We start from the raw sequence: 20,684 nt of genomic DNA, 5'->3' as shown, positions 1-20,684 counted from the left end.
CCATCCAGCGCAGGCTGATCCTTTCCGCCATGCATGTCTTCGTCACCGGCGCGAGCGGCTACATCGGCGGTTCCGTCGCCGCCCGCCTCATTCAGGCAGGCCATACCGTCACCGGCCTGATCCGCGACCAGGCCAAAGCCGAGGACCTCGCCCGGCTCGGCTGCCGACCGGTGGTGGGCACCCTTGACGACCCGGCGGTGCTCACCGAGCAGGCCCGCCGCGCCGACGGTGTCGTCAACGCCGCCAGCAGCGACCACCGGGGGGCCGTCGAAGCACTCATCGCCGCGCTGGCCGGGTCCGGCAAGCCGCTGATCCACACCAGCGGCTCCAGCATCGTGGGCGTCGGCGCCGATGGCGAGGCATCCGGGAAGACCTTCGGCGAGGACATCCTCGATGCGGACTCCGCCTGGGAGCCCGACCATCCCATCCGCAAGGCACGCCTCGCGATCGACCGCTTGGTGCTGAGCGCCGCGGAGAAGGACGTACGGTCCGCGGTCCTGTGCAACAGCCTGATCTACGGGCCTGGACGGGGCCTGGGCCGCGACAGCGTCCTGATCGCGGCACTGGTCCACCAGGCGCGCTCCGGCGGTGTGGTCCGCCACGTCGGGAGCGGCGGCAACATCTGGTCCAACGTCCACATCGACGACATGGCCGACCTGTACCTTCTCGCCCTGGAGAAGACGCCCGCCGGCACGTTCTATTTCGTGGAGAACGGCGAGGAGTCCTTCGCCGCGATGACCGGCGCCATCGCCCGCTCCCTCGGCCTGCCCGGCCCGCGGCCCTGGGACCCCGACTCACCGGACAACGTCTGGGATCCCCAGTTCGCCCGCCACGCCCTGGGCTCCAACAGCCGCGTGCGCGGCACCCGTACCCGCGATCTCCTCGGCTGGCGCCCGCGGCACCGATCGATCACCGACTGGCTCACCGATCTTTGACACCATGGAGAGCCTTCGACAGGAAAGGCCCATCCATGATCAGCCAAGCGAGGATCGCCGTGACCGGCGCCACCGGCCGCCTCGGCGGGCGCGTCGTCCGCCGGCTCGCCGCCGCCGATATCCCGCAGACCATGGTGGTACGCGACCTGGACCGCGCCCCTCAGCTGGCCGGAGCCACCGCGGTCCGCGGCGGTTTCGGCGACCGTGACGCCGTCCTGCGGGCCCTCGACGGCGTCGATCGGGTCCTGATGGTGTCGGCCTCGGAGACCCCTGACCGCCTCCAGCAGCACCGCACCTTCGTCGACGCCGCCGCCGAGGCCGGAGTTGCCCACCTGGTGTACATCTCCTTCTACGGCGCCGCCCCCGATGCCACGTTCACACTGGCGCGCGACCACTGGGCCACCGAACAGCACATCCGCGCCAGTGGCCTGGCCTTCACCTTCCTGCGCGACAACCTCTACGCCGACTTCACGCCGGCCCTGGTCGGCGCCGACGGCGTCATCCGCGGTCCCGGCGGGCAGGGGCGAGCCGCGGTCGTCGCGCAGGACGACATCGCCGACGCCGCCACCGGCGTACTGCTCCATGCCCCCGAGCACGCCGGAGCCACCTACGACCTGACCGGCCCGCAATCGCTCACCCTCGCCGAAATCGCCGCGATCCTGTCCCGGACCACGGGACGCGCCATCACCTACCACCCCGAGGACGTGGAAGAGGCCTACCGCTCCCGCGCCTCCTACGGAGCCCCGGACTGGCAGCTCGACGCCTGGGTCTCCACCTACACCGCCATCGCCAACGGCGAGATGGACGGGGTCAGCGACGCCATCCCTCGCCTGACCGGCCACCCCGCGACACCGCTGGCCGACGTCGTCTCGGATACCTAGAGCTTGCGCCTGGTGACGCAGGCCGTGTGCTCGCTCTGCGAGAGCGATCACTATGTATGGTGCCGGTATGGGGTCATATGACGTCGTTGTCGCGGGTGGCGGGCACAACGGGCTGGTGGCGGCCGCGTACCTGGCGCGGGCCGGGCGGCGGGTGCTGGTGCTGGAGCGGCTTGGGTACGTGGGCGGCCTGGCGATCTCCGCGCGCCCCTTTCCGGGCGTGGATGTACGGCTGTCGCGCTACTCCTACCTGGTCAGCCTCCTGCCCACGGAGATCGTCCGCGACCTGGGGCTCCGCCTGGACCTGCGCCGGCGCCGCTACTCCTCCTACACGCCCCACGGCGACACCGGCCTGCTCGTGGACGACGGCGACGAAGGCGCGACCGTCGCCTCGTTCAGGGCCGTCACCGGAGGCGACGCCGACCATCGGGCATGGCGGGAGTTCTACGGGCTGACCGCCGAGGTGGCCCGGGTCCTGGCGCCCACATTGCTCGAACCTCTGCGTACCCCGGCCGAGATCGAGCGCTTGGTGGGCGCCGAGGCGTGGCGGGAGCTGTTCCAGCGGCCGATCGGGCAGACGGTGGACGAGCGGTTCGGTGACGACACCGTACGCGGCGTGGTGCTGACCGACGCGCTGATCGGGACGTTCGCCGACCCCGCCGCGGACCTGCTGGCCAACCGGTGCTTCCTCTATCACGTGATCGGGGATGGGACGGGCGACTGGAACGTGCCGGTCGGTGGGATGGGCGCGGTGTCAGGAGCGCTCGAAGCGGCCGCCAGGCAGGCGGGCGCCGAGATCAGGACCGGCGCGGAGATCATCGGGATCTCCCCATCGGGGGAGGTGGCGTTCCGCGCGGACGACGGCGAACACACGGTCACCGGACGCCACGTGCTGGCCAACCTGCCGCCGGCCGTGCTCGACCGGCTGCTCGGCGCGACACCGGAGGTGCCCGAGGGCGCGCAGCTGAAGGTCAACATGGTCCTGAGCAGGCTGCCGCGGCTCAAGGACGACTCGGTGGACCCGCGCGCGGCCTTCAGCGGCACGTTCCACATCAACGAGAGCCGCGACCAGCTGGCCCGGGCCCACGCGCAGGCGGTGGCGGGCCGGATCCCCGACCTGCCGCCCGCCGAGGTCTACTGCCACTCGCTGACCGACCCGTCGATCCTCGGCCCCGAGCTGCGGGACCGGGCGGAGACGCTGACGCTGTTCGGGCTGCACATGCCCGCCCGGCTGTTCCGCGACAATCCGGACAAGGCGCGGGAAGAGGCGCTCAAGGCCACCCTGGCCTCCATCGACAGCGTGCTGGCCGAGCCCATCGAGAGCTGCCTCCTGCGCGCCCCCGACGGCACGCCCTGCGTCGAGGCCAAGACGCCGGTGGACCTGGAGAACGAGGCGGGGCTGCCCGGCGGGCACATCTTCCACCGGGACCTGAGCTGGCCGTACGCGGAGGAAGGCGGCTGGGGAGTGGAGACCGGGCACGAGCGGATCCTGCTCTGCGGCGCCGGTGCCCGGAGGGGCGGCGGCGTCAGCGGCATCGCCGGCCACAACGCGGCGATGGCCCTACTGACCTGAGGACTCATGATCTGAGACCAGCCGGACCGCCACGGTCATGGCGGCGGCGGCCAGCTCGGCCGGCGGCAGGTCGATCTTGAACAGCTCCGGCACCCTGGCCAGGATCAGCGCGAACACCGCCAGCCGCGCCTCGAACTGCACGACCGCGTCACCCTCCGGCCTGCTCAGCACCGACACCAGCGTGACGATGCGCTCCTGCATCTGGCCGCCCACCGATGACTGGGCGAACGCCCCCTGGTTCATCTGCGCGAAGCGCATCAGCGGCCGCCACCTGTCCTCCAGCAATTCGGAGATGCGCCCCAGGATCTCCCGCCGGGCCTCGAACGTGTCCGGCTGCGCACGTGCCCACTCCGCGAGTTCGTCGAGCGAGGCGATGAACCCGTCGGCGATGCTGGCGAGAATCTCCTCTTTCGTCCGGAAGTGGTAGTACAGCGCCGGCCGGGTGATCTCCAGCCGCTCCGCGACCTCCTGCAACGTGGTCTTGTCGTAGCCCCGCTCGGCGAACAGCTCCATCGCGACCCGCTGGATCCGCTCACGTGTATCGGTCCGCCGCCCTGCCATTTCACTCCGTTCGCTTGACGGCCGGGCCCTCCATTGCTTACTTTCGCGTAAGTAAGCAATGCGATTCCGGCTTCGTAGGGAGCAAGACTATGACCTCCTCCTTTCCTGTCCCACGCACGTGCCCGTACGCGCCGCCGCCCGAGTACGAGCGGATGCGCGAGGAGGCGCCGCTCGTACGAACGTCGCTGCCCAACGGCGACGTCTGGCTGGTCACCAGGTACGCCGAAGCCAGGCAGGTGCTGAACGGTCAAGGCATCAGCACCAGCCCGGCCACCCCCGGCCATCCGAACAACGCCTTCACCACCGAGGAGCCCACCGAGGAGCAGCGCGAGTTCATGGAACGGTTCAGGGTCGGCCAGTTCATCGACATGGACCCGCCCGAGCACGGCCGATTCAGGCGGCTGCTCATCCCCGAGTTCACTGTCAGGCGGATCAAGGAGATGCGACCCGGCATTCAGCGGACCGCCGACCTGCTCATCGACGACATGCTCGCCAAGGGGCCGGAGGCCGAGCTGGTCGCCGACTTCGGGCTGGCGCTGCCGTCACTGGTCATCTGCCAGTTGCTCGGCGTGCCGTACGGCGACCACGAGTTCTTCCAGTCGCGTACCCGCACGATGGTGTCGAGCGAGGACCCGCAGGCGGGCATCGCGGCGATCATGGAGATCAAGGGCTACCTCGACGGCCTCGTCACCGAGGCCGAGAAGCAGCCCAAAGACGACCTGCTCGGGCGGCTGATCGTGGCGGGAGAGGTGAGCCACGACGAGATCGTCGGCATGATCTCGCTGCTGCTCATCGCCGGCCACGAGACCACCGCCAACATGATCCCGCTCGGCGTCCTCACCCTGCTGCGCCACCCAGACCAGCTGGCCAGGCTGCGCGAGGACCCGGGACTGTGGCCGATGGCGATCGAGGAACTGCTGCGCTACCTGTCGATCGTCGACTGGGTGGCCTTCGACCGGGTGGCCATCGAGGACCAGGAGATCGGCGGGCAACTCGTCAAGAAGGGCGAGGGCATCTTCGTGCTCGGCGCCTCGGCGAACCGGGACGAGCGGGCCTTCGAGCGGCCGGACGAGTTCGACATCGACCGCGGCGCCCGCCACCACGTCGCCTTCGGCTACGGCGTGCACCAGTGCCTCGGCCAGAACCTGGCCAGGGCCGAGCTGGAGATCGCCTACCGGACGCTGTTCGAGCGCATCCCCTCGCTGCGTCTCGCGGTGGACGAGGAGGAGGTGTCGTTCAAGTACAGTCAGGTCATCTTCGGGGCGAACGCCGTGCCCGTCACGTGGTAGCACTCATGAAACAGCCCCGGAACCGTTCATGGCGTTCTCATGATGGGGCCTTAGCGTAAAGATTATGAGTGAGCCCGCACGGTTGCTGGTGGTGGACGACGAGCCCGCGTTGCGCGAGGCCCTGCAGTCGAGCCTCGAATTCGAGGGCTACAAGGTCGTCACCGCCAACGACGGGCAGGCGGCGCTGGACCAGGTGGCGCGCGAGACCTACGACGCGGTGCTGCTCGACGTCATGATGCCGCGCCTCGACGGGCTGACCGCCTGCCGCCGGCTCAGGGCCACGGGCAACCACATCCCCGTGCTCATGCTGACCGCGCGCGACGCGGTCGGCGACCGGGTCTCCGGGCTCGACGCGGGCGCCGACGACTACCTGGTCAAGCCGTTCGAGCTGGACGAACTGCTGGCCAGGGTCCGCGCCCTGCTGCGGCGGGGCGCGCTCAACTCCGCCGTCCCGGAGGTCACGCTGACCTACGGCGACCTGCGCATGGACCCCGACACCCGCGAGGTCACCAGGGGCGAGCGGCGGCTGGACCTGACCAGGACCGAATACCTGCTGATGGAGCTGTTCCTGACGCACCCGCGCCAGGTGCTGACCCGCGAGCAGATCCTGGGCGAGGTGTGGGGGTTCGACTTCGAGCCGACGTCCAACTCGCTCGACGTGTACGTGATGTACCTGCGGCGCAAGACCGAGGCCGGCGGCGAACCGAGGGTGATCCACACCGTCCGCGGCGTCGGCTACACCCTCCGGGCCGCGCCGTGAGGCGATACAGCCTGCGCTCCCGGCTCACCCTCCTCGTCACGGTCGCCGTGGCGCTGGCCATCGCGGCCTGCGCGGGACTGTCGTGGTTCATCGTGCGCGAGCAGATGGTCCGCCAGCTCGACCAGACCATCATGGACCCCGAAGGCAAGAACGACCAGAGATGGCTGAGGGAGCATTGCACGACCGAGGGAACCCCCGCCGAATACGCCGCCGGCCTGGTGACGTTGCTGGACGGGACCGGTACCACCTGCTCGCTGGGTTCGCCGATTGTGGTGACCGAGGATGACAAGCGGGCCATCCCCCACCCCGGTAAGCCGATCTACCGTTACGGCGTCACCAAGGACGGCATGCCGCTGCGCGTTGTGACGGTGAACTTCTCACCAGGTGTGGCGGTCCTGGAGGCCAGGCCGCTGTTCCACCTTCAGGACACGTTGCGCAACACCGCGTTCGCGCTGGCGGCCGTCGCCGCTCTGGGTGTGCTCGGCGCCGGATGGGCGGGCCTGGCCATCTCCCGTGCGGCTCTGGCACCCGTCGGCCGCCTCACCAAGGCCGTTGAGCACATCGCCCAGACCGAGGACCTCGACACCCCCATTCCCGTCAAGGGCAGCGACGAGATCGCCCGGCTGAGCCTGGCGTTCAACGGCATGATCACCGCTCTGGCCGGGTCCCGCGAGCGCCAGCAGCAACTGGTCGCCGACGCCGGGCACGAACTGCGCACCCCGCTGACCACCCTGCGTACCAACATCGACCTGCTGCTGCGCAGCGAACAGACCGGCCGCAGCCTGGACCCCGGTGCCAAGGAACGCCTGCTGGTCAACGTGAAGGCGCAGTTCGCCGAGCTCACCGCGCTCGTCGGCGACCTGCTCCAGCTGGCCAGAGGCGACACCGACCACGAGCCGCACGTCGAGCTGGGCCTGCACCAGGTGGTCACCGCCGCCGTCGAACGGGCCAGGCTGCGCGGTGCCCACGTCACGCTCGACCTCCAGCCCTGGTACGTCGTCGGCAACGCCGCCTCCTTGGAACGTGCCGTACTCAACCTCATCGACAACGCCGCCAAGTTCAGCCCGGACGGCGAGGTCCAGGTGAGCCTGCGACAGGGCGAGGTGACCGTACGCGATCACGGGCCCGGCATCCCCGAAGAGGACCTGCCGCACGTCTTCGAGCGCTTCTGGCGCTCCCCGGCCGCGCGCGGCCTGCCCGGCTCCGGGCTCGGCCTGGCGATCGTCGCGCAGGCCGTGGCCGAGGCGGGGGGAAAGGTACGCCTGGAGAACGCCCCAGGCGGCGGCGCGATCGCGATCGTCGAACTGCCCGGGAATCTCACCCCTCACTCATAATCGGCTAATTCCCGTTAAAGACCCCCACGATGGGATCTGGGTCATGCACACAACAGTGAAGACCCGGCTGGTCGAGGTGGTCGTCCCGGTCTACAACGAGCAGCGGGCCCTGCGCGACAGCATCGGCCGGCTGCACGCCTACCTCTCGGGCACCTTCCCCTACGACTACCGCATCACGATCGCCGACAACGCCAGCACGGACGACACCTGGCAGCTGGCCATAGAGCTGGCCGCCGAACTGCCGCACGTGCGGGCCGTACACCTGGACGGCAAGGGACGCGGGCGGGCGCTGCGCCAGGTGTGGTCGGACAGCGACGCGGACGTCGTCAGCTACATGGACGTCGATCTGTCCACCGACCTCGACGCGTTCCTGCCACTGGTGGCCCCGCTGCTGTCGGGCCACAGCGACCTGGCCATCGGTACCCGGCTGGCCAGGTCGTCGCGGGTGGTGCGCGGGCCGAAGCGCGAGCTCATCTCCCGTTCGTACAACCTGCTGCTCCACTCCGTCATGGGCGCGAAGTTCTCCGACGCGCAGTGCGGCTTCAAGGCCGTACGCACCGAGATCGCGCAGGCACTGCTGCCCGCCGTCGAGGACGAGCAGTGGTTCTTCGACACCGAACTGCTGCTGCTGGCCGAGCGGCACGGGCTGCGCATCCACGAGGTGCCCGTCGACTGGGTGGACGACCCCGACAGCCGGGTGGACGTCGTCCAGACCGTCAAGGACGACCTGCGCGGCCTGGTCAGGGTGACCCGCAAGACACTGTCCGGCGCGGCCCGCATCCCGGTGCCCGCCCGCGTCTCCCAGGCGCGGCTGCCGCGCGGGATGGCGGCGCAGCTGCCCAGGTTCGCGGTCGTGGGCGCGGTGAGCACGCTGGCCTACCTGCTGCTGTTCTCGGGGCTGCGGCAGGCGATCCCGGTACTGGCGGCCAACGCGATCGCGCTGCTGGTGACCGCCGTGGCCAACACCGCCGCCAACCGCCGCTTCACCTTCGGCGTGACGGGGTCGGCCGGGGCCATGCGGCACCAGTTCGAGGGCCTGATCGCGTTCCTCGTGGGGCTGGCGCTGACCAGCGGCGTGCTGGCACTGCTTCCGGACGGTGTCTCTCATGGGGTGGAGCTGGTGGCGGTCGTGGTGGCCAACGCGCTGGCCACGCTGGTCCGCTTCCTGCTGCTGCGCGTCTGGGTCTTCAACCCTCGCCGGAGCACGTCATGACCGATGTGCGTCCGGGTCGTCAACCTTCACTGGAGGACGTCATGACCACGACCCTCGACCGTCCGGGTCACCGTCGTATGTCCCGTCCAGCCCAGATCTGGCGCGGCGCCCCGGAGGACCCCCGCTGGTCCCGGCCCGCGCTCTGGGCCGTCCTGGCCGTCGCTCTCGTCCTCTACACCTGGGCACTGAGCGGCAACGCCAACGAGTACTACTCCGCCGCCATCCTGTCGGGCACCAAGAGCTGGAAGGCGTTCTTCTTCGGCGCGATCGACTCCAGCTCGTACATCACGGTCGACAAGCCGCCGCTGGCCCTGTGGGTGATGGGCCTGTCAGCGCGGATCTTCGGCTTCTCGACGTGGAGCATGCTGATCCCGCAGGCGCTGGCCGGCGTGGCCTCCGTCGGCCTGGTCTTCTCCGCCGTCCGACGGGCGTACCCGGTCGTCGTGTCTGCCCACTCGGAGGTACGGCAGGCACACGTGGCGGGCCTGATCGCAGCCGTGGTCATGACCCTCACCCCGATCACCGTGGCGATCAACCGCGACAACAACCCCGACACGATCCTGGTGCTGCTGCTCGTCCTGGCCGCCTGGTTCTGCCTGGAGTCGCTGCGCACCGGGCGGCTGAGCTCGCTGCTGGTGTGCTCGCTGTTCGTGGGGCTGGCGTTCAACGTCAAGATGCTCCAGGCGTACGTGGTCGTGCCCGCCCTCGCGCTGGCGTACCTGCTGTGTGCGCGGGTTTCCTGGGTGAAGCGTGTCGGGCATCTGCTGGCGGCGGGCGCCGTGATGGTGGTGTCGAGCGCCTGGTGGATGGTGATCGTGGACCTCTGGCCCGCCGACTCCCGTCCGTATATAGGCGGCTCGACCGACAACACCGTCTGGGACCTGGTCATCGGCTACAACGGTTTGGGCCGCGTCTTCGGCCAGAGTGGCGGCGGTCCTGGTGGTGGCGGCGGTGGCGCCTCGTTCGGCGGGGCGGCGGGGGCGGACCGGCTGTTCAACGAGACGATGGCGGGCCAGATCTCTTGGTTGCTGCCGTTCTGCGGGCTGGCCCTGGTGTTCGCGCTGACCGCCCGGTGGCGGCGAGCCAAGCTCACTGCCCTGCCTGGGGGCGGCACGGACACCAGCGTCGCCGCTAGGCCTGGGGCCGACACGGACACCTGCGCCGCCGCTAGGCCTGGGGGCGCTGCGGACGCGAGCGGCGTCGCCAAGCCTGAGGCGACCACCCCGTGGGTCGGCCTGGTCACGCCCGAGGTTGGCACCGCATCCGAAGTCGGCGCCGCGTGCGTGGTTCGCGCCGCGCCTAAGGGTGGTGCCGCGTCCGAAGTCACTGCCTCGCCCATACTCGTCGGCGTTTCGGGGGTTGCTGCTCAGCCCGGAGCGAGTCTCGCCGCGTGGCTGCTCTGGGGTGGCTGGCTTGTCGTCCACTTCATGGTGTTCAGCTTCGCCAGCGGCACCTTCCACCCGTACTACACGACCGCCATGGCACCCGCCGTCGCCGCCATCACCGCTTTCGGCGGACTGGCCATGTGGGACGCCTACCGGCACTCGCGGGCATGGTCCTGGGTCCTACCCCTGGGCATCGCCGTAACAGGCGCCTGGTCGTTCACGGTCCTGCGCCGTACGCCCGACTTCCTGCCATGGCTGGCCTGGGTGGTGCTCACCGCGACCGTTGTGGCGGTGGTGGGGCTGGTCCTGGCCACATTCCGCCGCAAGGTCGCGGTCCGGCTGGCCGCGATCGGGCTGGCGGCGGCAGTGATCGCCGGGCTAGCCGGACCGGCCGCGTACGCGGTCACGCCGCTCCAGTCCCAGGTCAACGGCTCGAACCCGACGGCAGGACCGTCGGGCGGCGCAGGCTTCGGCCCCGGCGGCGGCTTCCGCGGCATGATGCGCCCCGGCCAGAACGGCCAGCCTCCGATGACCCCACCGAACGGCCAGGACGGCCAGAGCCAGAACGGCCAGGATGCGCAGGACGGCCAGGCCCAGAACGGCCAGTACAGCCAGTACGGCCGGGCTCAGGACGGACAGGACGGGCAGGGCACGGACGGCCGGTTCGGACGAACGGGCGGTTTCGGCGGCGGCGGCATCAGCAGCTCGATGATCTCCTACCTGGAGGCCAACCAGGGCAAGGCGGAGTGGCTCGTCGCGGTGAGCAGCGCCATGCAGGCGTCATCGACCATCCTGTCCACCGGCAAGCCGGTCATGGCCATGGGCGGCTTCACCGGCAGCGACCCCGCCATGACCGTCACCCGCCTCAAGGAACTGGTGGCATCCGGCAAGCTCCGCTACGTACTGGCCGGCGGCGACGACCGAGGCGGCCCCGGCAGAGGCAACAACGAGGTCACCACCTGGGTCCAGGCCAACTGCAAGGCCGTGACCGGCCAGGACGGGCTGTACGACTGCACCGCATGATCCGAGGCAAGGGGCGCCGCGACCAATGGCGACGCGGCGCCCCAGAACGGGCTTCAAGCAACGGCCTCGCACGCCAAACGGACCGGATGCGAACATGGCGGCGATAGAAGAAACGAAGACTGAAAGCCCAGTGTCCACGAGGGCTGGGCATCGTTTGCTGAGTTCTGCCAGCTAGCAGCGCTCCGGAGGAGGTCCTCATGAGCACACCCGAAGCGGACCACCCCGCCTACCCGCCGATCAGGCCCCGCTTGTCAGTTGAGGACTTGCTCGCGGCCAAGAACACCCAGCCGATCCGCTCCGTGGACGACCTCGCCGCCGACACTTTCGAGTCGGACGAGGAACTGGAGGAGTTCCTGGCTTTCATCTATGCCGAGCGCCATCGCGACGTAGCCTGAACTGTCGCCGTGCAACCTGTCATCTTCGACACCGACGTCGCCTCGCTGATCCACAAGCGCAAACTCACCGGCCCGTTGGCCACCCGCCTGATCGGCCCGTAAGCCGCTGATCACTTTCGTGACCTTCGGCACGTCAGACGGGGTGCAGTTCCGTCTCACCCACTCCACCTGCGGCACTGCACGCCTGTGAGACCTTCAAGGCTTGCCTGAGCCGAGCTGCGGGGAAAGCCCGCACGGCCGGTTCTGAGGGGGGACCGTCGCAGCAATGCGACGGTCCTACCCGACTGTTCCTCGGCTACGCCTCCAGCCGCGGCCGGGCGGTGCTGGACCGGGAGCTCTACCTGCCCCGGGAATCCTGGATCGGCCGGCCAGAGCGGTGCACGGCCGCGCAGATCCCCGAACAGATCGGTTTCGCGACCAAACCGCAGCTGCTGCAGGCCACGATCGAACGGACACTCGCGGCCGGGGTGCCGTTCGGCTGGGTAACCGCCGATGAGGCTTACGGCGACAACGGGCCGCTTCGCCGCTATCTGGAAACCCAGCAGATCGGCTACGTGCTCGCGGTCTCCCGCACCCACCAGATCACCACCGGCGTCGGCAAGGTCCGCGCCGACGTCATGGCCGCCAAGGTGCCCAACAGCGGATGGCAGCGCCTGTCCTGCGGCGCGGGCGCCAAGGGCGAACGGCGCTACGACTGGGCTCTGATCGCCACCACAAGCCCTGTCCATCGCCTGCTCATCCGCCGGTCGCTCAGCAACCCCTCCGACCTGGCCTTCTACCTGTGTCACACACCGCGGGCCGTGCCGTTACAACGCCTGGTCCAGGTGGCCGGAGCCCGCTGGACGATCGAGGAATGCTTCCAGACCGGCAAGAACGAGGCCGCCTTTGACCACTATCAAGTCCGGCTCTATCCCGCCTGGTATCGCTACATCACCCTGGCCATATTTGCCCTGGCCTTCCTCGCCGTCACCCGCGCTGCCCTGGCCTCTGATCCTGCCAAGCCGGCCACCACCGGCCAGCTCATCATGATCTCCGCGAATGAGATCCGCCGCCTGTTCGCCCTGCTGACCCGGCCGCCTACCAACGAGAGCCACATCATGCGCTGGTCATACTGGCGGCGGCGCCATCAGGCCCGCGCCCATCGAAGCCACTACCAGCGTCAACGCCTCAAAGATCGATAAGTGCGGCTGGAGTACTAGAGAGCTTTGAATATGGGGGTTACGTTATGTAGATGTCTCTGGCTGGTTGCGTGACGAGTGTTCGTCGTGGGTCTATGCCGGAGGGATGAGGTATCCCGATGGTGGCGGGTTGACCGCGCAGGCGCGGGCCCGCCGGGAGACAGGTGCGGATGCGGGCAGCGGACCGCTTCGCCGAGGGTGCCACGGATGCGCAGGTGGCGGTCGAGTTTCGTATCAGCCGGATGCCGGCCAATCGCTGGCGCCGCGCCTTTTACGCCGGTGGCCGGGAGGCGCTGCTGTCCAAGGGGCCGGGCGGCGAGAAGTGCAAGCTGACCGAGGCGCAGGTGGACAGGTTGCAGGCGGCGTTGGACGAAGGGCCGGCCGCCTACGGCTGGGATGAGGATCAGTGCTGGACGTTGGCCCGGATCGCCGAGCTGGTCTGGGAGCTGTTCCGGGTGCGCTACACCCTGAGCGGGCTGGACTATCTGCTACATCGACTGGGGTGGAGCTGGCAGGTGTCGACCCGGCGGGCGTCGAGCGCGACGAAGCAGCGATCGCCGCCTGGCGCAACGACGTCTGGCCGGAGGGAAAAGAATCGCGGCGAACCTGGACGCCTGGCTCTGTTTCCAAGACGAGGCCGGTCAAGGCCTGAGACCCCCGAAAGGCCGCAGCTGGGGGCGGCGCGGGGTGACGCCGGTGGTCACGGTGTCGGGCAGCGGGTCGGGCACGGTGATGATCGCCGGGTTGATCGCCACCAAGCCCGGCCACCTGCCGCGGCTGATCTACCGGATCCGGCTGCGGCGGGGCCGCAAGGGCGAGCGCAAGTCCTTCTCCGAGACCGACTACGCAGCCCTGCTCGATGCCGCCCACCAGCAACTGGGCGGCCCGATCGTGCTCGTGTGGGACAACTTGAACACCCACATCAGCGCGCGGATGCGAGAGCTGGTCGAACACCGTGCCTGGCTGACGGTCATCCGTTTACCCGCCTACGCCCCCGAGCTCAACCCGGTCGAGGCGGTCTGGGCCCATCTGAAACGGTCCCTGGCCAACCTGGCCAAGAAGACCCTGAACGAACTCGCCCGGCTGATCAAGACACGGCTGAAGAAGCTACAGTACCGCCCCCAGCTGATCAGCGGCTTCATCGCCAAGACCGGCCTCGACCTCAAGCCGCCGTAACCTCAGCCTTAAAGCTCTCTAGTCTGGTGACGCACACGAAAACGCGGCCCGGTTCGGTAGCCCGGGCGACCACGCGCACTGCAAGGGCTCACCCGATCAGGCGCTTCGCGCCCAGAGGCCTCGGCGTGCTCCCCGGGGCCTTCGACCCCTCCCATGCGAGATCGTCTCGCTGGCAGTAGGAGCGGAGCGTTATGTGATGGAACGGGCGTTCAGCGACCTGATGGCCTAATCACGCGGTTCAATCCGAAGGTGGAGGAAATCGGGGCTTACGTCGGCGGAACCTTGTGGTTATGATCGCTGATCATGGTGCGTAACTCGTCGCGCACCGCCCCTACGTTCTTTCGGGGAGGCAACGTGGAGAAGTCAAGCCAGGTAACCGAGGACAAGAAGCCCACGAAGAAGATCGACCTCAAGATCAAGCGGCTGGAGAAGGTGGAGACCACCCAGCTCCGTCTGGTCGGCTGACCCCTACGGATACTCGGCCGGTCAGGCAGGACCTGGCCGGCTCTCCTGTGTTTTCGGCGTGATATGGAAGGTTTTCGTGCACTTCCCTCGCATCAAGCGTGTCCATCAGCCCATGGCCTTGCCGGATGGTCGCATCGTCATAGGTCTCATGCAGCAGGGCATCTCCTCCGAGATACAGGACGACGAGGACGGCGCGATCGCCCAGCTGATCGTCCTTATGGACGGCACCAAGACGATCGATCAGATATGTGCCACTTTCGCCGAGACACATCCAGATTTCGATGACCAGAGTGTCCGCGAGGTCATCGCGGGGCTGATCGACAACGGATTCGTCGAAGACGCCGGCGCGCCGCTTCCCGGCAACCTCACCCCGCGTGAGGCGGCACGCTACGAACCGGCCAGAAACTTCTTCGCGTGGATCGACTCCACCCCGCGGAGTTCTCCGTACGAGATCCAATCCAAGATCAAAGATGCCAAGGTGTGCCTGCTCGGCATTGGCGGCACGGGCTCCGCCGTGGCGGCCGGACTGGTCTCCGGCGGTATCGGAGCTCTGCACATCGCCGACTTCGACACAGTCGAGGAACCGAACCTCACGCGCCAGCTCCTGTACACCGAGCAGGACATCTACCGGCCCAAGGTCGACAGCGCCGTGGATCGGCTGCGTGCCATGAACAGTCTGGTCACAGTGACCGGCAGCACCGTCAAGGCAGGCGCGTCCAATGACATCGCCGCCCTGATGGAAGACTGCGACGTGTTCGTCCTCTGCGCGGACAAGCCCCACCCGGACATCATGTTCTGGACCAACGAGGCGGCGCTGCGCACCGGCACGCCGTGGTTCGTCAGCTTCTACACGGGGCCGATGGCCGTCGTCGGATCCCTGATCCCAGGCGAGACCGGGTGTTGGGCGTGCCTGCACCGTCAGGAGGACCGTCGCGAGGTCAACGCCCACGGCCGCCCACTCACCGAGGAGCGTCCGAACGCCGTGGTGGCGGCGAGCGCCAACATCAGCGGGCATCTCTGCGCGCTGGAAGTTCTGTATCACCTCGGCGGCCTGCCGACCCAGGTGCGCGGCCGGGTCTTCCACTGGAACTACGCCATGTGGGATCACTCATACTACATCGACGTTCCGCACGACGACGACTGCCCCGCCTGCGGGCCCACAACGTCGTGAGTGCCGCACCGCTCACCGCCGACAGCAACGTCGGCTTCCATCCGCTGATCGTCCGCCCGGACGACGACGACCCGGAAGTCGTGGTCGTCGGCCGGTCAGAGATCGGGGAGTTCATAGAGCTGCCGGCGGTTTACGGCGACGCGATCCGCCTCCTGGGCACAGGGCTCTCCATAAGCGCCACGGAGGAGCGGATAGCAGCCGAGCAGGAGGTGGAGCTCGACGTCGCGGAGCTCGTGGAAGCCCTCGCGGACCTGGGATTCGTCCGTTCCGTCAACGGACAGCCGCTGCCGGATCCGGAGGCGAACACTGCGCGCAGCCATTTCAGCCGACTGACCGAGCTGCATGTGGCGTGGCTCTTCAGCCGGCCGATGAAACTCCTCTGGCTGCTGGTCATGGGCGCGGCCCTGGTCACCCTCGCCATGCGGCCCGATCTGCTGCCGAACTACGCGGACTTCTTCTGGGGCGACTACGTCGGCCTGACGGTGCTGGTCAACACGGTGATGATGTCGATCAGCATCAGCATGCACGAGCTCATGCATCTGACGGCGGCCCGGTCACTCGGCGTTCCCGGGCGGATCGGCTTCGGCACCCGCCTCCACAACCTGGTGGTGCAGACCGACGTCACGGCGGTGTGGGGCGTGCCGAGGCGATCCCGTTACCGGGTGTATCTGGCGGGGATGGCCTGGGATCTGTTACTCATGGCGTCCCTGACCCTGCTGGTCGCCCACGTGGCCATGCCTCAGCCGATGAAGGCCGTCCTTCAGGCACTCGTCGTCTGCGTCCTCCTGAGCATTCCGTTCCAGCTCCAGGTCTACATGCGCACCGACCTGTACTACGTTCTTCGCGATCTTCTGCGGACCCGGAACCTTTTCGACGACGGGCTCGCCTACGCCAGGTATCTGCTCGCGAGAACCGTCGCGGGCCTGCGCCGCCGTCCCGCTCCTATCGCGGACCCGACGATCGGGCTGGCCCCCCATGAGCGGCGGGCGACCCGCGTCTACTCCGTCTTCCTCGTACTCGGTGCCACCATCAGCCTCAGCTTCCTCGCCCTGTTCGGCATTCCGATCGCGATCGCGGCGCTGGTGCGCGCCCTCCTCGCCATCGCCGACGGCCTCAACGGCGGACCGGTGCTCCTAGCACTGGACTCCGGGCTCCTGGTGCTCATCGAAGGCGGCATCCAGGTCCTCTTCGTAGTGACCTTCATTCGGGGCCACCGGCATTGGTTCCGTCGGCCCAGCACAGCCCCCGCCACCCGCTCCTCGTAGGGCGGCGTCACATGTCGATGCTCGATATGTCCCCGTACCGCCCCCAGCTGATCAGCGACTTCACCGCCGTAACCTCAGCCTTTGAACCTCTCTAGCCCCCGCGAGCGCGTGGTCGTTCATGGTCCTGCGCCGTACGCCCGACTATTCGGCGGCGAAAAAGGCAGGAGTCCCCAAATGGCTCGAGGGCGTATTCAACAGCATGCGGAACGGAGTAGGGGCTGCCGTCGAATTTATCAAAGATCTTGGTGCCAAGGCGATCGAGATCTGTTGATGTGTGCGGGGATGCCAGATAGGTATATCCCGAAGGGCATGGCGGTTATACGATCGCCGGTGTATTCGTCACCAGGCTATGGTCAAAGGAAATCGACGAGAAGGCATGTGAAGATTCATCGCGACCAGTGGCACTATAATGCCAATCAAACCGGATACTGGTTCACCTTCCCCATTCTCTATGCGGCCGCCGGATCCAACGTATGCAAGAACCGCTTTGAAATAGCGGCGGGCCCGGATGACGGCCGGTACGTCTGTTGACATGCCGTAACACTGTCGCGAGGATCCATGGCATGAAGAGGACCGTAACCTTTCTGACGCTCAGCTTCCTGCTGGTGGCCTGTGGCTACGGCAGCCCGGCGCAGATGGGCGCGACCGGGGTCACCGTGACTGCCGACGGGCAGCTCGTGATGGTGACGTCCTGGTGTAGTGGGAGTGCCCCGGACGGCGTGCGGGTCTACCGTTACGACACTGCTGGCGAACTGCAGGACCAGGCGGACATCAAGGCGCCGTCGCTGACCGGCGGCAGCGCCTCCCTGAACTTGGAGGAGATACCCGCCGGGTGGTCTCTCCGGGAAGGAAACCTGAAGTTCGAGGACGGGGTGAAGTATAGAGTTGCCGCCTATTCCTCGAAAACTAATGCCATGCTCAGACCTGTTGATTTCACGACCAAGGTGAAGAAGGATATTCCGCTCGACAGAATTTTGATCCAGGAGTACCTGTCCGACCGTGACAAGAATGTCCTTCTGGCTGACGGCGAGTTCAAGGCGCGGGCGCGACTCCATTGCTGAGCAAAGTGTGCTCAGGAAAAGAGCCTACAAGAGTCTCGCATCGCGTCACCTTGGTGGCGACCTCAAAGCCGTGCCGACGGGTCATGACAGCTTGGGCCTTCTTCTCCACTCTCGCGGCGCTTGCGTCTGCCACGCTTGATGCGCTTCTAGCGCTTTCGCTCGTTCGTCGGTAGGAGGGCTCTTCCTCGTTTCTTCCGAGGGCAGGGCTGGTCGGTGTGCCGCGATTGAGGAGCGTCGTAGCCTGGCATCATCTGCCTTGCCCTTTCGGACCAAAAGGAAGGGCGCACGCAGTGATCGATCTTGGCCCGGACATCCCGCTCTGGTTGAGCGGGATGTCTCGCCGTAACGGTGCGGAGCCAAAGCGGACCCGTCAGGGAATCCTGGACAGGTCGATCACGTACCTGCCGTTCACGGTCCTGTACGTCATCATCCGTCCGGCCCGGTCGGCGACCGGGACCTCGCCCTGCGCGGCCTCGTTCCTGATGCCCAGGTCGGCGAGCGTTCCGCTCTTCAGGTCGTAGAGCCCGAGACCCGGGCTGTCGCTCGTGAGGGTGCGTACATAGAAGCGGCTCTGGCTGGGCGGCTCCGGGATCTGGAAGCCGGTCGGCACCTCCTGCTGTTTCGAGCCGTCACGCGGCCGGGTGAACGCCTTTGCGCCGCCAGACGTCGTCGCGATGCAGGACTGGACGCCGCAGGCGAGCAACTGCTCTCCCTGGCGGGCCGGGGCCGCGTCGCTCGTCTGCCCGGTCTCCAGGTTGACCAGGTGGGTGAACGGCGCGCCGTCCTTGGGGCTCCACGTGCCAGGCGAGCCCGCCCATGGCCAGGACAACAGGTGCAGTTCGGTCCCACGGTCGATCGGCGTCACCTGACCCCCGTGCACGGGCACGCTGAACACCCCGCCCTTCTGCATGGAGAACACGATCGCGCCGTTCGCCACGGCGAGGCTGTCGATCATGTCGCCTCCGGTCCTGCGCTCGGCCACCTGCCTGGCCGCGCCACCGGTCAGCGGCGCGGCCCAGAGGCGTACGGAGGTCTTCGTCGACGTCCACCACGCCACCACGCCCTCGCCCATGCTGAAGTTCGCGGCGATCCCCTCGGCTTTCTTCGGGGCGCGTACGTCCGTGATCTTGCGTAGATCTCCTCCGGCCAGGTCGTAGAGGTAGAGCGTCTCGGGCTGCTCGACCTTGCCTCGGGCCTCGACCAGCAGCGTCCCGTCGTCGGTCAGCGCGATGGGGTGCAGTTCCTTGCCCGCGGAGTCCTTGACGGGCATCTTCCACACAGCCTGCGGCCACACCTTCTCGACGAGTTCCGCGGTGGCAGCGCTGATCGCCGCGGACGGCGCCCCCGACGGGCCGACCGCGGTCTGTGCCTGCCCGCCGCCGACCGCCCGCAGGCCCACGACCATCCCGCCGGCGACCACCGCCACGGCCGCCGCCGCGAGCAGCGCCTGGGACCTCTGCCTGCGCCGCCGGTAGCTGGTCTCCAGCCGTTCTCCCGCCGGGGCTGTCATCCGCGGCGCCCGCTCGGCCGCATGTCCCAGGGTCCTGCTCAGCCGCTCTTCGATATCCTTCATCGCTGCTCCCCGCGATCCGACCCGACGCCTTCTTCGATGTGCTCGCCCACCGCGGAACGGAGCTTGCCGAGCGCCCGCGACGCCTGGCTCCGCACGGTTCCACGAGAGATCCCCAGGGCCGCCGCGATCTCCTCGTCGCTGAGCCCCTCGTAGTAGCGCAACACCAGCACCGCCCGCTGCTTACGGGGCAACCCGGCTAACGCCGCCCACATCGCCTGCTCGTCTTCGCTGGGCAGCGCGTCGTGGTAGCCGTGCTCTGGTGGGTCCCAGGCGAGCAGTTCGCGCCGCCGTAACCGCCAGGCCGCCGTGTGCAGCCTGGCCATGGTGGTACGCACATAACTTTCTGGATTGTCCTTGGCACGCAGTCTCGACCAGGAGGCGCGTAACTTCAGCAGCGCCTCCTGCACCAGGTCGGCCGCGTCGTGCGGGTTCCCGGCCAGGACGTAGCCATAACGCAACAGCGCATCGCCACGCTCGGCAACGAACCCGGCGAACCGGGGATCTGCTTCCAACTGCCTTCGCCTTTCGTCGTCCGTGTCACCTCCCAGATGGACTTGCCTGGCGAACTGTTGCATCGGCCCGGCGGAAAGGCGTGGGAACTCCTACCAGGGCCGGAGGTGGCGCCACCGGGCTCTCTGGTCACGGAACGTGGACGGGGGCGGCACGTCCGTGGCGGTCAGATGGTGAAGAGGCGGAGTTTGACGCCGATGGAGTCGGCGAGGTGGGCCAGGTCGTCGGGGTCGCTGGTGACCACGGAGGCTTGGTGCTGGACGGCGGTGGCGACGACTACGTCCAAGGTTCTCGAGGCGCCGCAGGCGCCGCAGCTTCGCCCTTAATGCGCATACATGTCATCAAGCGCGCCTGATCATGCGGTAAGTCGCAGCTCAGGACGGGTTTGAAAATTAAGGGAAGATATCACGCAAACAAAGCCGCCGAAACTGCCGCTTCTCTGGCCAAGCTGTTGGAGGATGACTGAAAGGGGCGGATCCACTTATCCCCTACGGATAGAGTTATCGCCAAGAGGGAGTTTGCTGAGATATGGAAGGTTCTCAATCGCGCAAACTTTCATCCAGCGGTGAAGGCGTTCTTTCGTGCTAATCCTGTACGGCTGAAGCAGTTCAATAACGCCATAGCCGTTTCAATGGAGACTGAAGCTGTGAAGGAAACTACAGGCGAAATATTCCGTGCGAGGTTGGACCAACAAAGGAATCCGAATGCAGCCAACGAGCATGTTCCAACTGGTGCGCGGTCGACGAGAGGATTCCTGCGCTCGATGATTAGGCTAGGAGACACGCTCGGCGTTTTGGGGGATCTCGTCTTCGTTTTGGGAGGCGCCTCATGTTTTGCCGACGAGCAGTGTGCTCACGATGAACTAAAGAAGGCAAACCCTAACTATGGGTATGATGGTGTATCGTAAATCATAGCATCCGAGTGCTGCTGTATGCGTCG

General features: G+C 67.6%; 17 protein-coding genes and 1 pseudogene. 15 read left to right on the top strand and 3 right to left on the bottom strand.

What is annotated here, in order from left to right; translation table 11 throughout:
- Nucleotides 1–29 precede the first annotated feature (29 nt).
- From AB0B61_RS25745 to AB0B61_RS25735, 3 genes are all read left to right on the top strand, one after another.
- Complete coding sequence (locus AB0B61_RS25745) at nucleotides 30–935, top strand: NAD-dependent epimerase/dehydratase family protein (protein WP_358436479.1); 906 nt, start codon at nucleotides 30–32, stop codon at nucleotides 933–935.
- A 35-nt stretch (nucleotides 936–970) separates the two neighbouring features.
- The gene (locus AB0B61_RS25740; protein WP_358436476.1) at nucleotides 971–1,816 is read left to right on the top strand and encodes an SDR family oxidoreductase; all 846 of its coding nucleotides are present in this window, start codon (nucleotides 971–973) and stop codon (nucleotides 1,814–1,816) included.
- Between the two features lie 67 nt (nucleotides 1,817–1,883).
- The gene (locus AB0B61_RS25735; RefSeq protein WP_358436473.1) at nucleotides 1,884–3,386 is read left to right on the top strand and encodes an NAD(P)/FAD-dependent oxidoreductase; all 1,503 of its coding nucleotides are present in this window, start codon (nucleotides 1,884–1,886) and stop codon (nucleotides 3,384–3,386) included.
- Here AB0B61_RS25735 and AB0B61_RS25730 read toward each other — a convergent pair.
- The gene (locus tag AB0B61_RS25730) at nucleotides 3,375–3,947 is read right to left on the bottom strand and encodes a helix-turn-helix domain-containing protein (protein ID WP_358436471.1); all 573 of its coding nucleotides are present in this window, start codon (nucleotides 3,945–3,947) and stop codon (nucleotides 3,375–3,377) included. The genes AB0B61_RS25735 and AB0B61_RS25730 overlap by 12 nt on opposite strands.
- Nucleotides 3,948–4,036: 89 nt before the next feature.
- Here AB0B61_RS25730 and AB0B61_RS25725 point away from each other — a divergent pair, with 89 nt between their 5' ends.
- The 12 genes and pseudogenes from AB0B61_RS25725 to AB0B61_RS25670 all read left to right on the top strand — a co-directional run bounded on the left by AB0B61_RS25725 (nucleotide 4,037) and on the right by AB0B61_RS25670 (nucleotide 17,662).
- Entirely contained in the window at nucleotides 4,037–5,236 is a 1,200-nt protein-coding gene (locus tag AB0B61_RS25725; protein ID WP_358436468.1) for a cytochrome P450, read from the top strand.
- Between the two features lie 64 nt (nucleotides 5,237–5,300).
- The gene (locus AB0B61_RS25720; RefSeq protein WP_225289654.1) at nucleotides 5,301–5,996 is read left to right on the top strand and encodes a response regulator transcription factor; all 696 of its coding nucleotides are present in this window, start codon (nucleotides 5,301–5,303) and stop codon (nucleotides 5,994–5,996) included.
- Nucleotides 5,993–7,330, top strand: coding sequence for a HAMP domain-containing sensor histidine kinase (locus AB0B61_RS25715; protein WP_358436465.1), 1,338 nt, complete (start codon nucleotides 5,993–5,995; stop codon nucleotides 7,328–7,330). Before AB0B61_RS25720 ends, AB0B61_RS25715 begins: the two co-directional genes overlap by 4 nt.
- A 43-nt stretch (nucleotides 7,331–7,373) precedes the next feature.
- Complete coding sequence (locus tag AB0B61_RS25710; protein WP_358436463.1) at nucleotides 7,374–8,543, top strand: bifunctional glycosyltransferase family 2/GtrA family protein; 1,170 nt, start codon at nucleotides 7,374–7,376, stop codon at nucleotides 8,541–8,543.
- Nucleotides 8,544–8,584: 41 nt separating this feature from the next.
- Complete coding sequence (locus AB0B61_RS25705) at nucleotides 8,585–10,951, top strand: glycosyltransferase family 39 protein (RefSeq protein ID WP_358436460.1); 2,367 nt, start codon at nucleotides 8,585–8,587, stop codon at nucleotides 10,949–10,951.
- Between the two features lie 197 nt (nucleotides 10,952–11,148).
- A complete protein-coding gene (locus tag AB0B61_RS25700; RefSeq protein ID WP_358436458.1) occupies nucleotides 11,149–11,346 on the top strand; it encodes a hypothetical protein in 198 nt (65 codons plus the stop codon).
- A 176-nt stretch (nucleotides 11,347–11,522) separates the two neighbouring features.
- Nucleotides 11,523–12,527: an IS701 family transposase gene (locus AB0B61_RS25695; protein WP_358437066.1), complete on the top strand. Its 1,005-nt coding sequence runs from the start codon at nucleotides 11,523–11,525 to the stop codon at nucleotides 12,525–12,527.
- A 167-nt stretch (nucleotides 12,528–12,694) separates the two neighbouring features.
- Nucleotides 12,695–13,006: pseudogene (locus AB0B61_RS25690) on the top strand (helix-turn-helix domain-containing protein); the annotation flags it as partial.
- 1 nt (nucleotide 13,007) lies between these two features.
- A complete protein-coding gene (locus AB0B61_RS25685) occupies nucleotides 13,008–13,700 on the top strand; it encodes a transposase (RefSeq protein WP_358437064.1) in 693 nt (230 codons plus the stop codon).
- A gap of 613 nt (nucleotides 13,701–14,313) precedes the next feature.
- Entirely contained in the window at nucleotides 14,314–15,336 is a 1,023-nt protein-coding gene (locus AB0B61_RS25680; protein WP_358436455.1) for a TOMM precursor leader peptide-binding protein, read from the top strand.
- Nucleotides 15,333–16,601 (top strand): hypothetical protein, encoded by a 1,269-nt coding sequence (locus AB0B61_RS25675; protein WP_358436452.1) that lies wholly within the window; start codon nucleotides 15,333–15,335, stop codon nucleotides 16,599–16,601. The genes AB0B61_RS25680 and AB0B61_RS25675 overlap by 4 nt, the downstream gene beginning before the upstream one ends.
- A 563-nt stretch (nucleotides 16,602–17,164) precedes the next feature.
- Nucleotides 17,165–17,662 carry a hypothetical protein gene (locus AB0B61_RS25670; protein WP_358436450.1) on the top strand — a complete coding sequence of 166 codons (498 nt, stop codon included), beginning with the start codon at nucleotides 17,165–17,167 and terminating at the stop codon, nucleotides 17,660–17,662.
- Nucleotides 17,663–18,032: 370 nt separating this feature from the next.
- Here the strand turns inward: AB0B61_RS25670 and AB0B61_RS25665 are convergent, their stop codons facing one another.
- Together AB0B61_RS25665 and AB0B61_RS25660 are read right to left on the bottom strand one after the other, a co-directional pair.
- Complete coding sequence (locus AB0B61_RS25665) at nucleotides 18,033–19,235, bottom strand: hypothetical protein (protein ID WP_358436447.1); 1,203 nt, start codon at nucleotides 19,233–19,235, stop codon at nucleotides 18,033–18,035.
- A complete protein-coding gene (locus tag AB0B61_RS25660) occupies nucleotides 19,232–19,747 on the bottom strand; it encodes a SigE family RNA polymerase sigma factor (RefSeq protein ID WP_358436445.1) in 516 nt (171 codons plus the stop codon). Before AB0B61_RS25660 ends, AB0B61_RS25665 begins: the two co-directional genes overlap by 4 nt.
- Nucleotides 19,748–20,684 lie beyond the last annotated feature (937 nt).

The sequence above is a fragment of the Nonomuraea sp. NPDC049158 genome (assembly GCF_040648335.1).
Taxonomy (GTDB): Bacteria; Actinomycetota; Actinomycetes; order Streptosporangiales; family Streptosporangiaceae; genus Nonomuraea.
Note: the sequence above shows the minus strand (reverse complement) of the source record. Positions and strands in the feature narration are given on the sequence as shown.

Excerpts from the sequence above, each read along its gene's own strand:
- AB0B61_RS25680 (WP_358436455.1), top strand. The coding sequence starts at position 14,314 with ATGCAGCAGGGCATCTCCTCCGAGATACAGGACGACGAGGACGGCGCG.
- AB0B61_RS25720 (WP_225289654.1), top strand. The coding sequence starts at position 5,301 with ATGAGTGAGCCCGCACGGTTGCTGGTGGTGGACGACGAGCCCGCGTTG.
- AB0B61_RS25670 (WP_358436450.1), top strand. The coding sequence starts at position 17,165 with ATGAAGAGGACCGTAACCTTTCTGACGCTCAGCTTCCTGCTGGTGGCC.
- AB0B61_RS25745 (WP_358436479.1), top strand. The coding sequence starts at position 30 with ATGCATGTCTTCGTCACCGGCGCGAGCGGCTACATCGGCGGTTCCGTC.
- AB0B61_RS25700 (WP_358436458.1), top strand. The coding sequence starts at position 11,149 with ATGAGCACACCCGAAGCGGACCACCCCGCCTACCCGCCGATCAGGCCC.
- AB0B61_RS25710 (WP_358436463.1), top strand. The coding sequence starts at position 7,374 with ATGCACACAACAGTGAAGACCCGGCTGGTCGAGGTGGTCGTCCCGGTC.
- AB0B61_RS25705 (WP_358436460.1), top strand. The coding sequence starts at position 8,585 with ATGACCACGACCCTCGACCGTCCGGGTCACCGTCGTATGTCCCGTCCA.
- AB0B61_RS25730 (WP_358436471.1), bottom strand. The coding sequence starts at position 3,947 with ATGGCAGGGCGGCGGACCGATACACGTGAGCGGATCCAGCGGGTCGCG.
- AB0B61_RS25665 (WP_358436447.1), bottom strand. The coding sequence starts at position 19,235 with ATGAAGGATATCGAAGAGCGGCTGAGCAGGACCCTGGGACATGCGGCC.
- AB0B61_RS25725 (WP_358436468.1), top strand. The coding sequence starts at position 4,037 with ATGACCTCCTCCTTTCCTGTCCCACGCACGTGCCCGTACGCGCCGCCG.
- AB0B61_RS25735 (WP_358436473.1), top strand. The coding sequence starts at position 1,884 with ATGGGGTCATATGACGTCGTTGTCGCGGGTGGCGGGCACAACGGGCTG.
- AB0B61_RS25740 (WP_358436476.1), top strand. The coding sequence starts at position 971 with ATGATCAGCCAAGCGAGGATCGCCGTGACCGGCGCCACCGGCCGCCTC.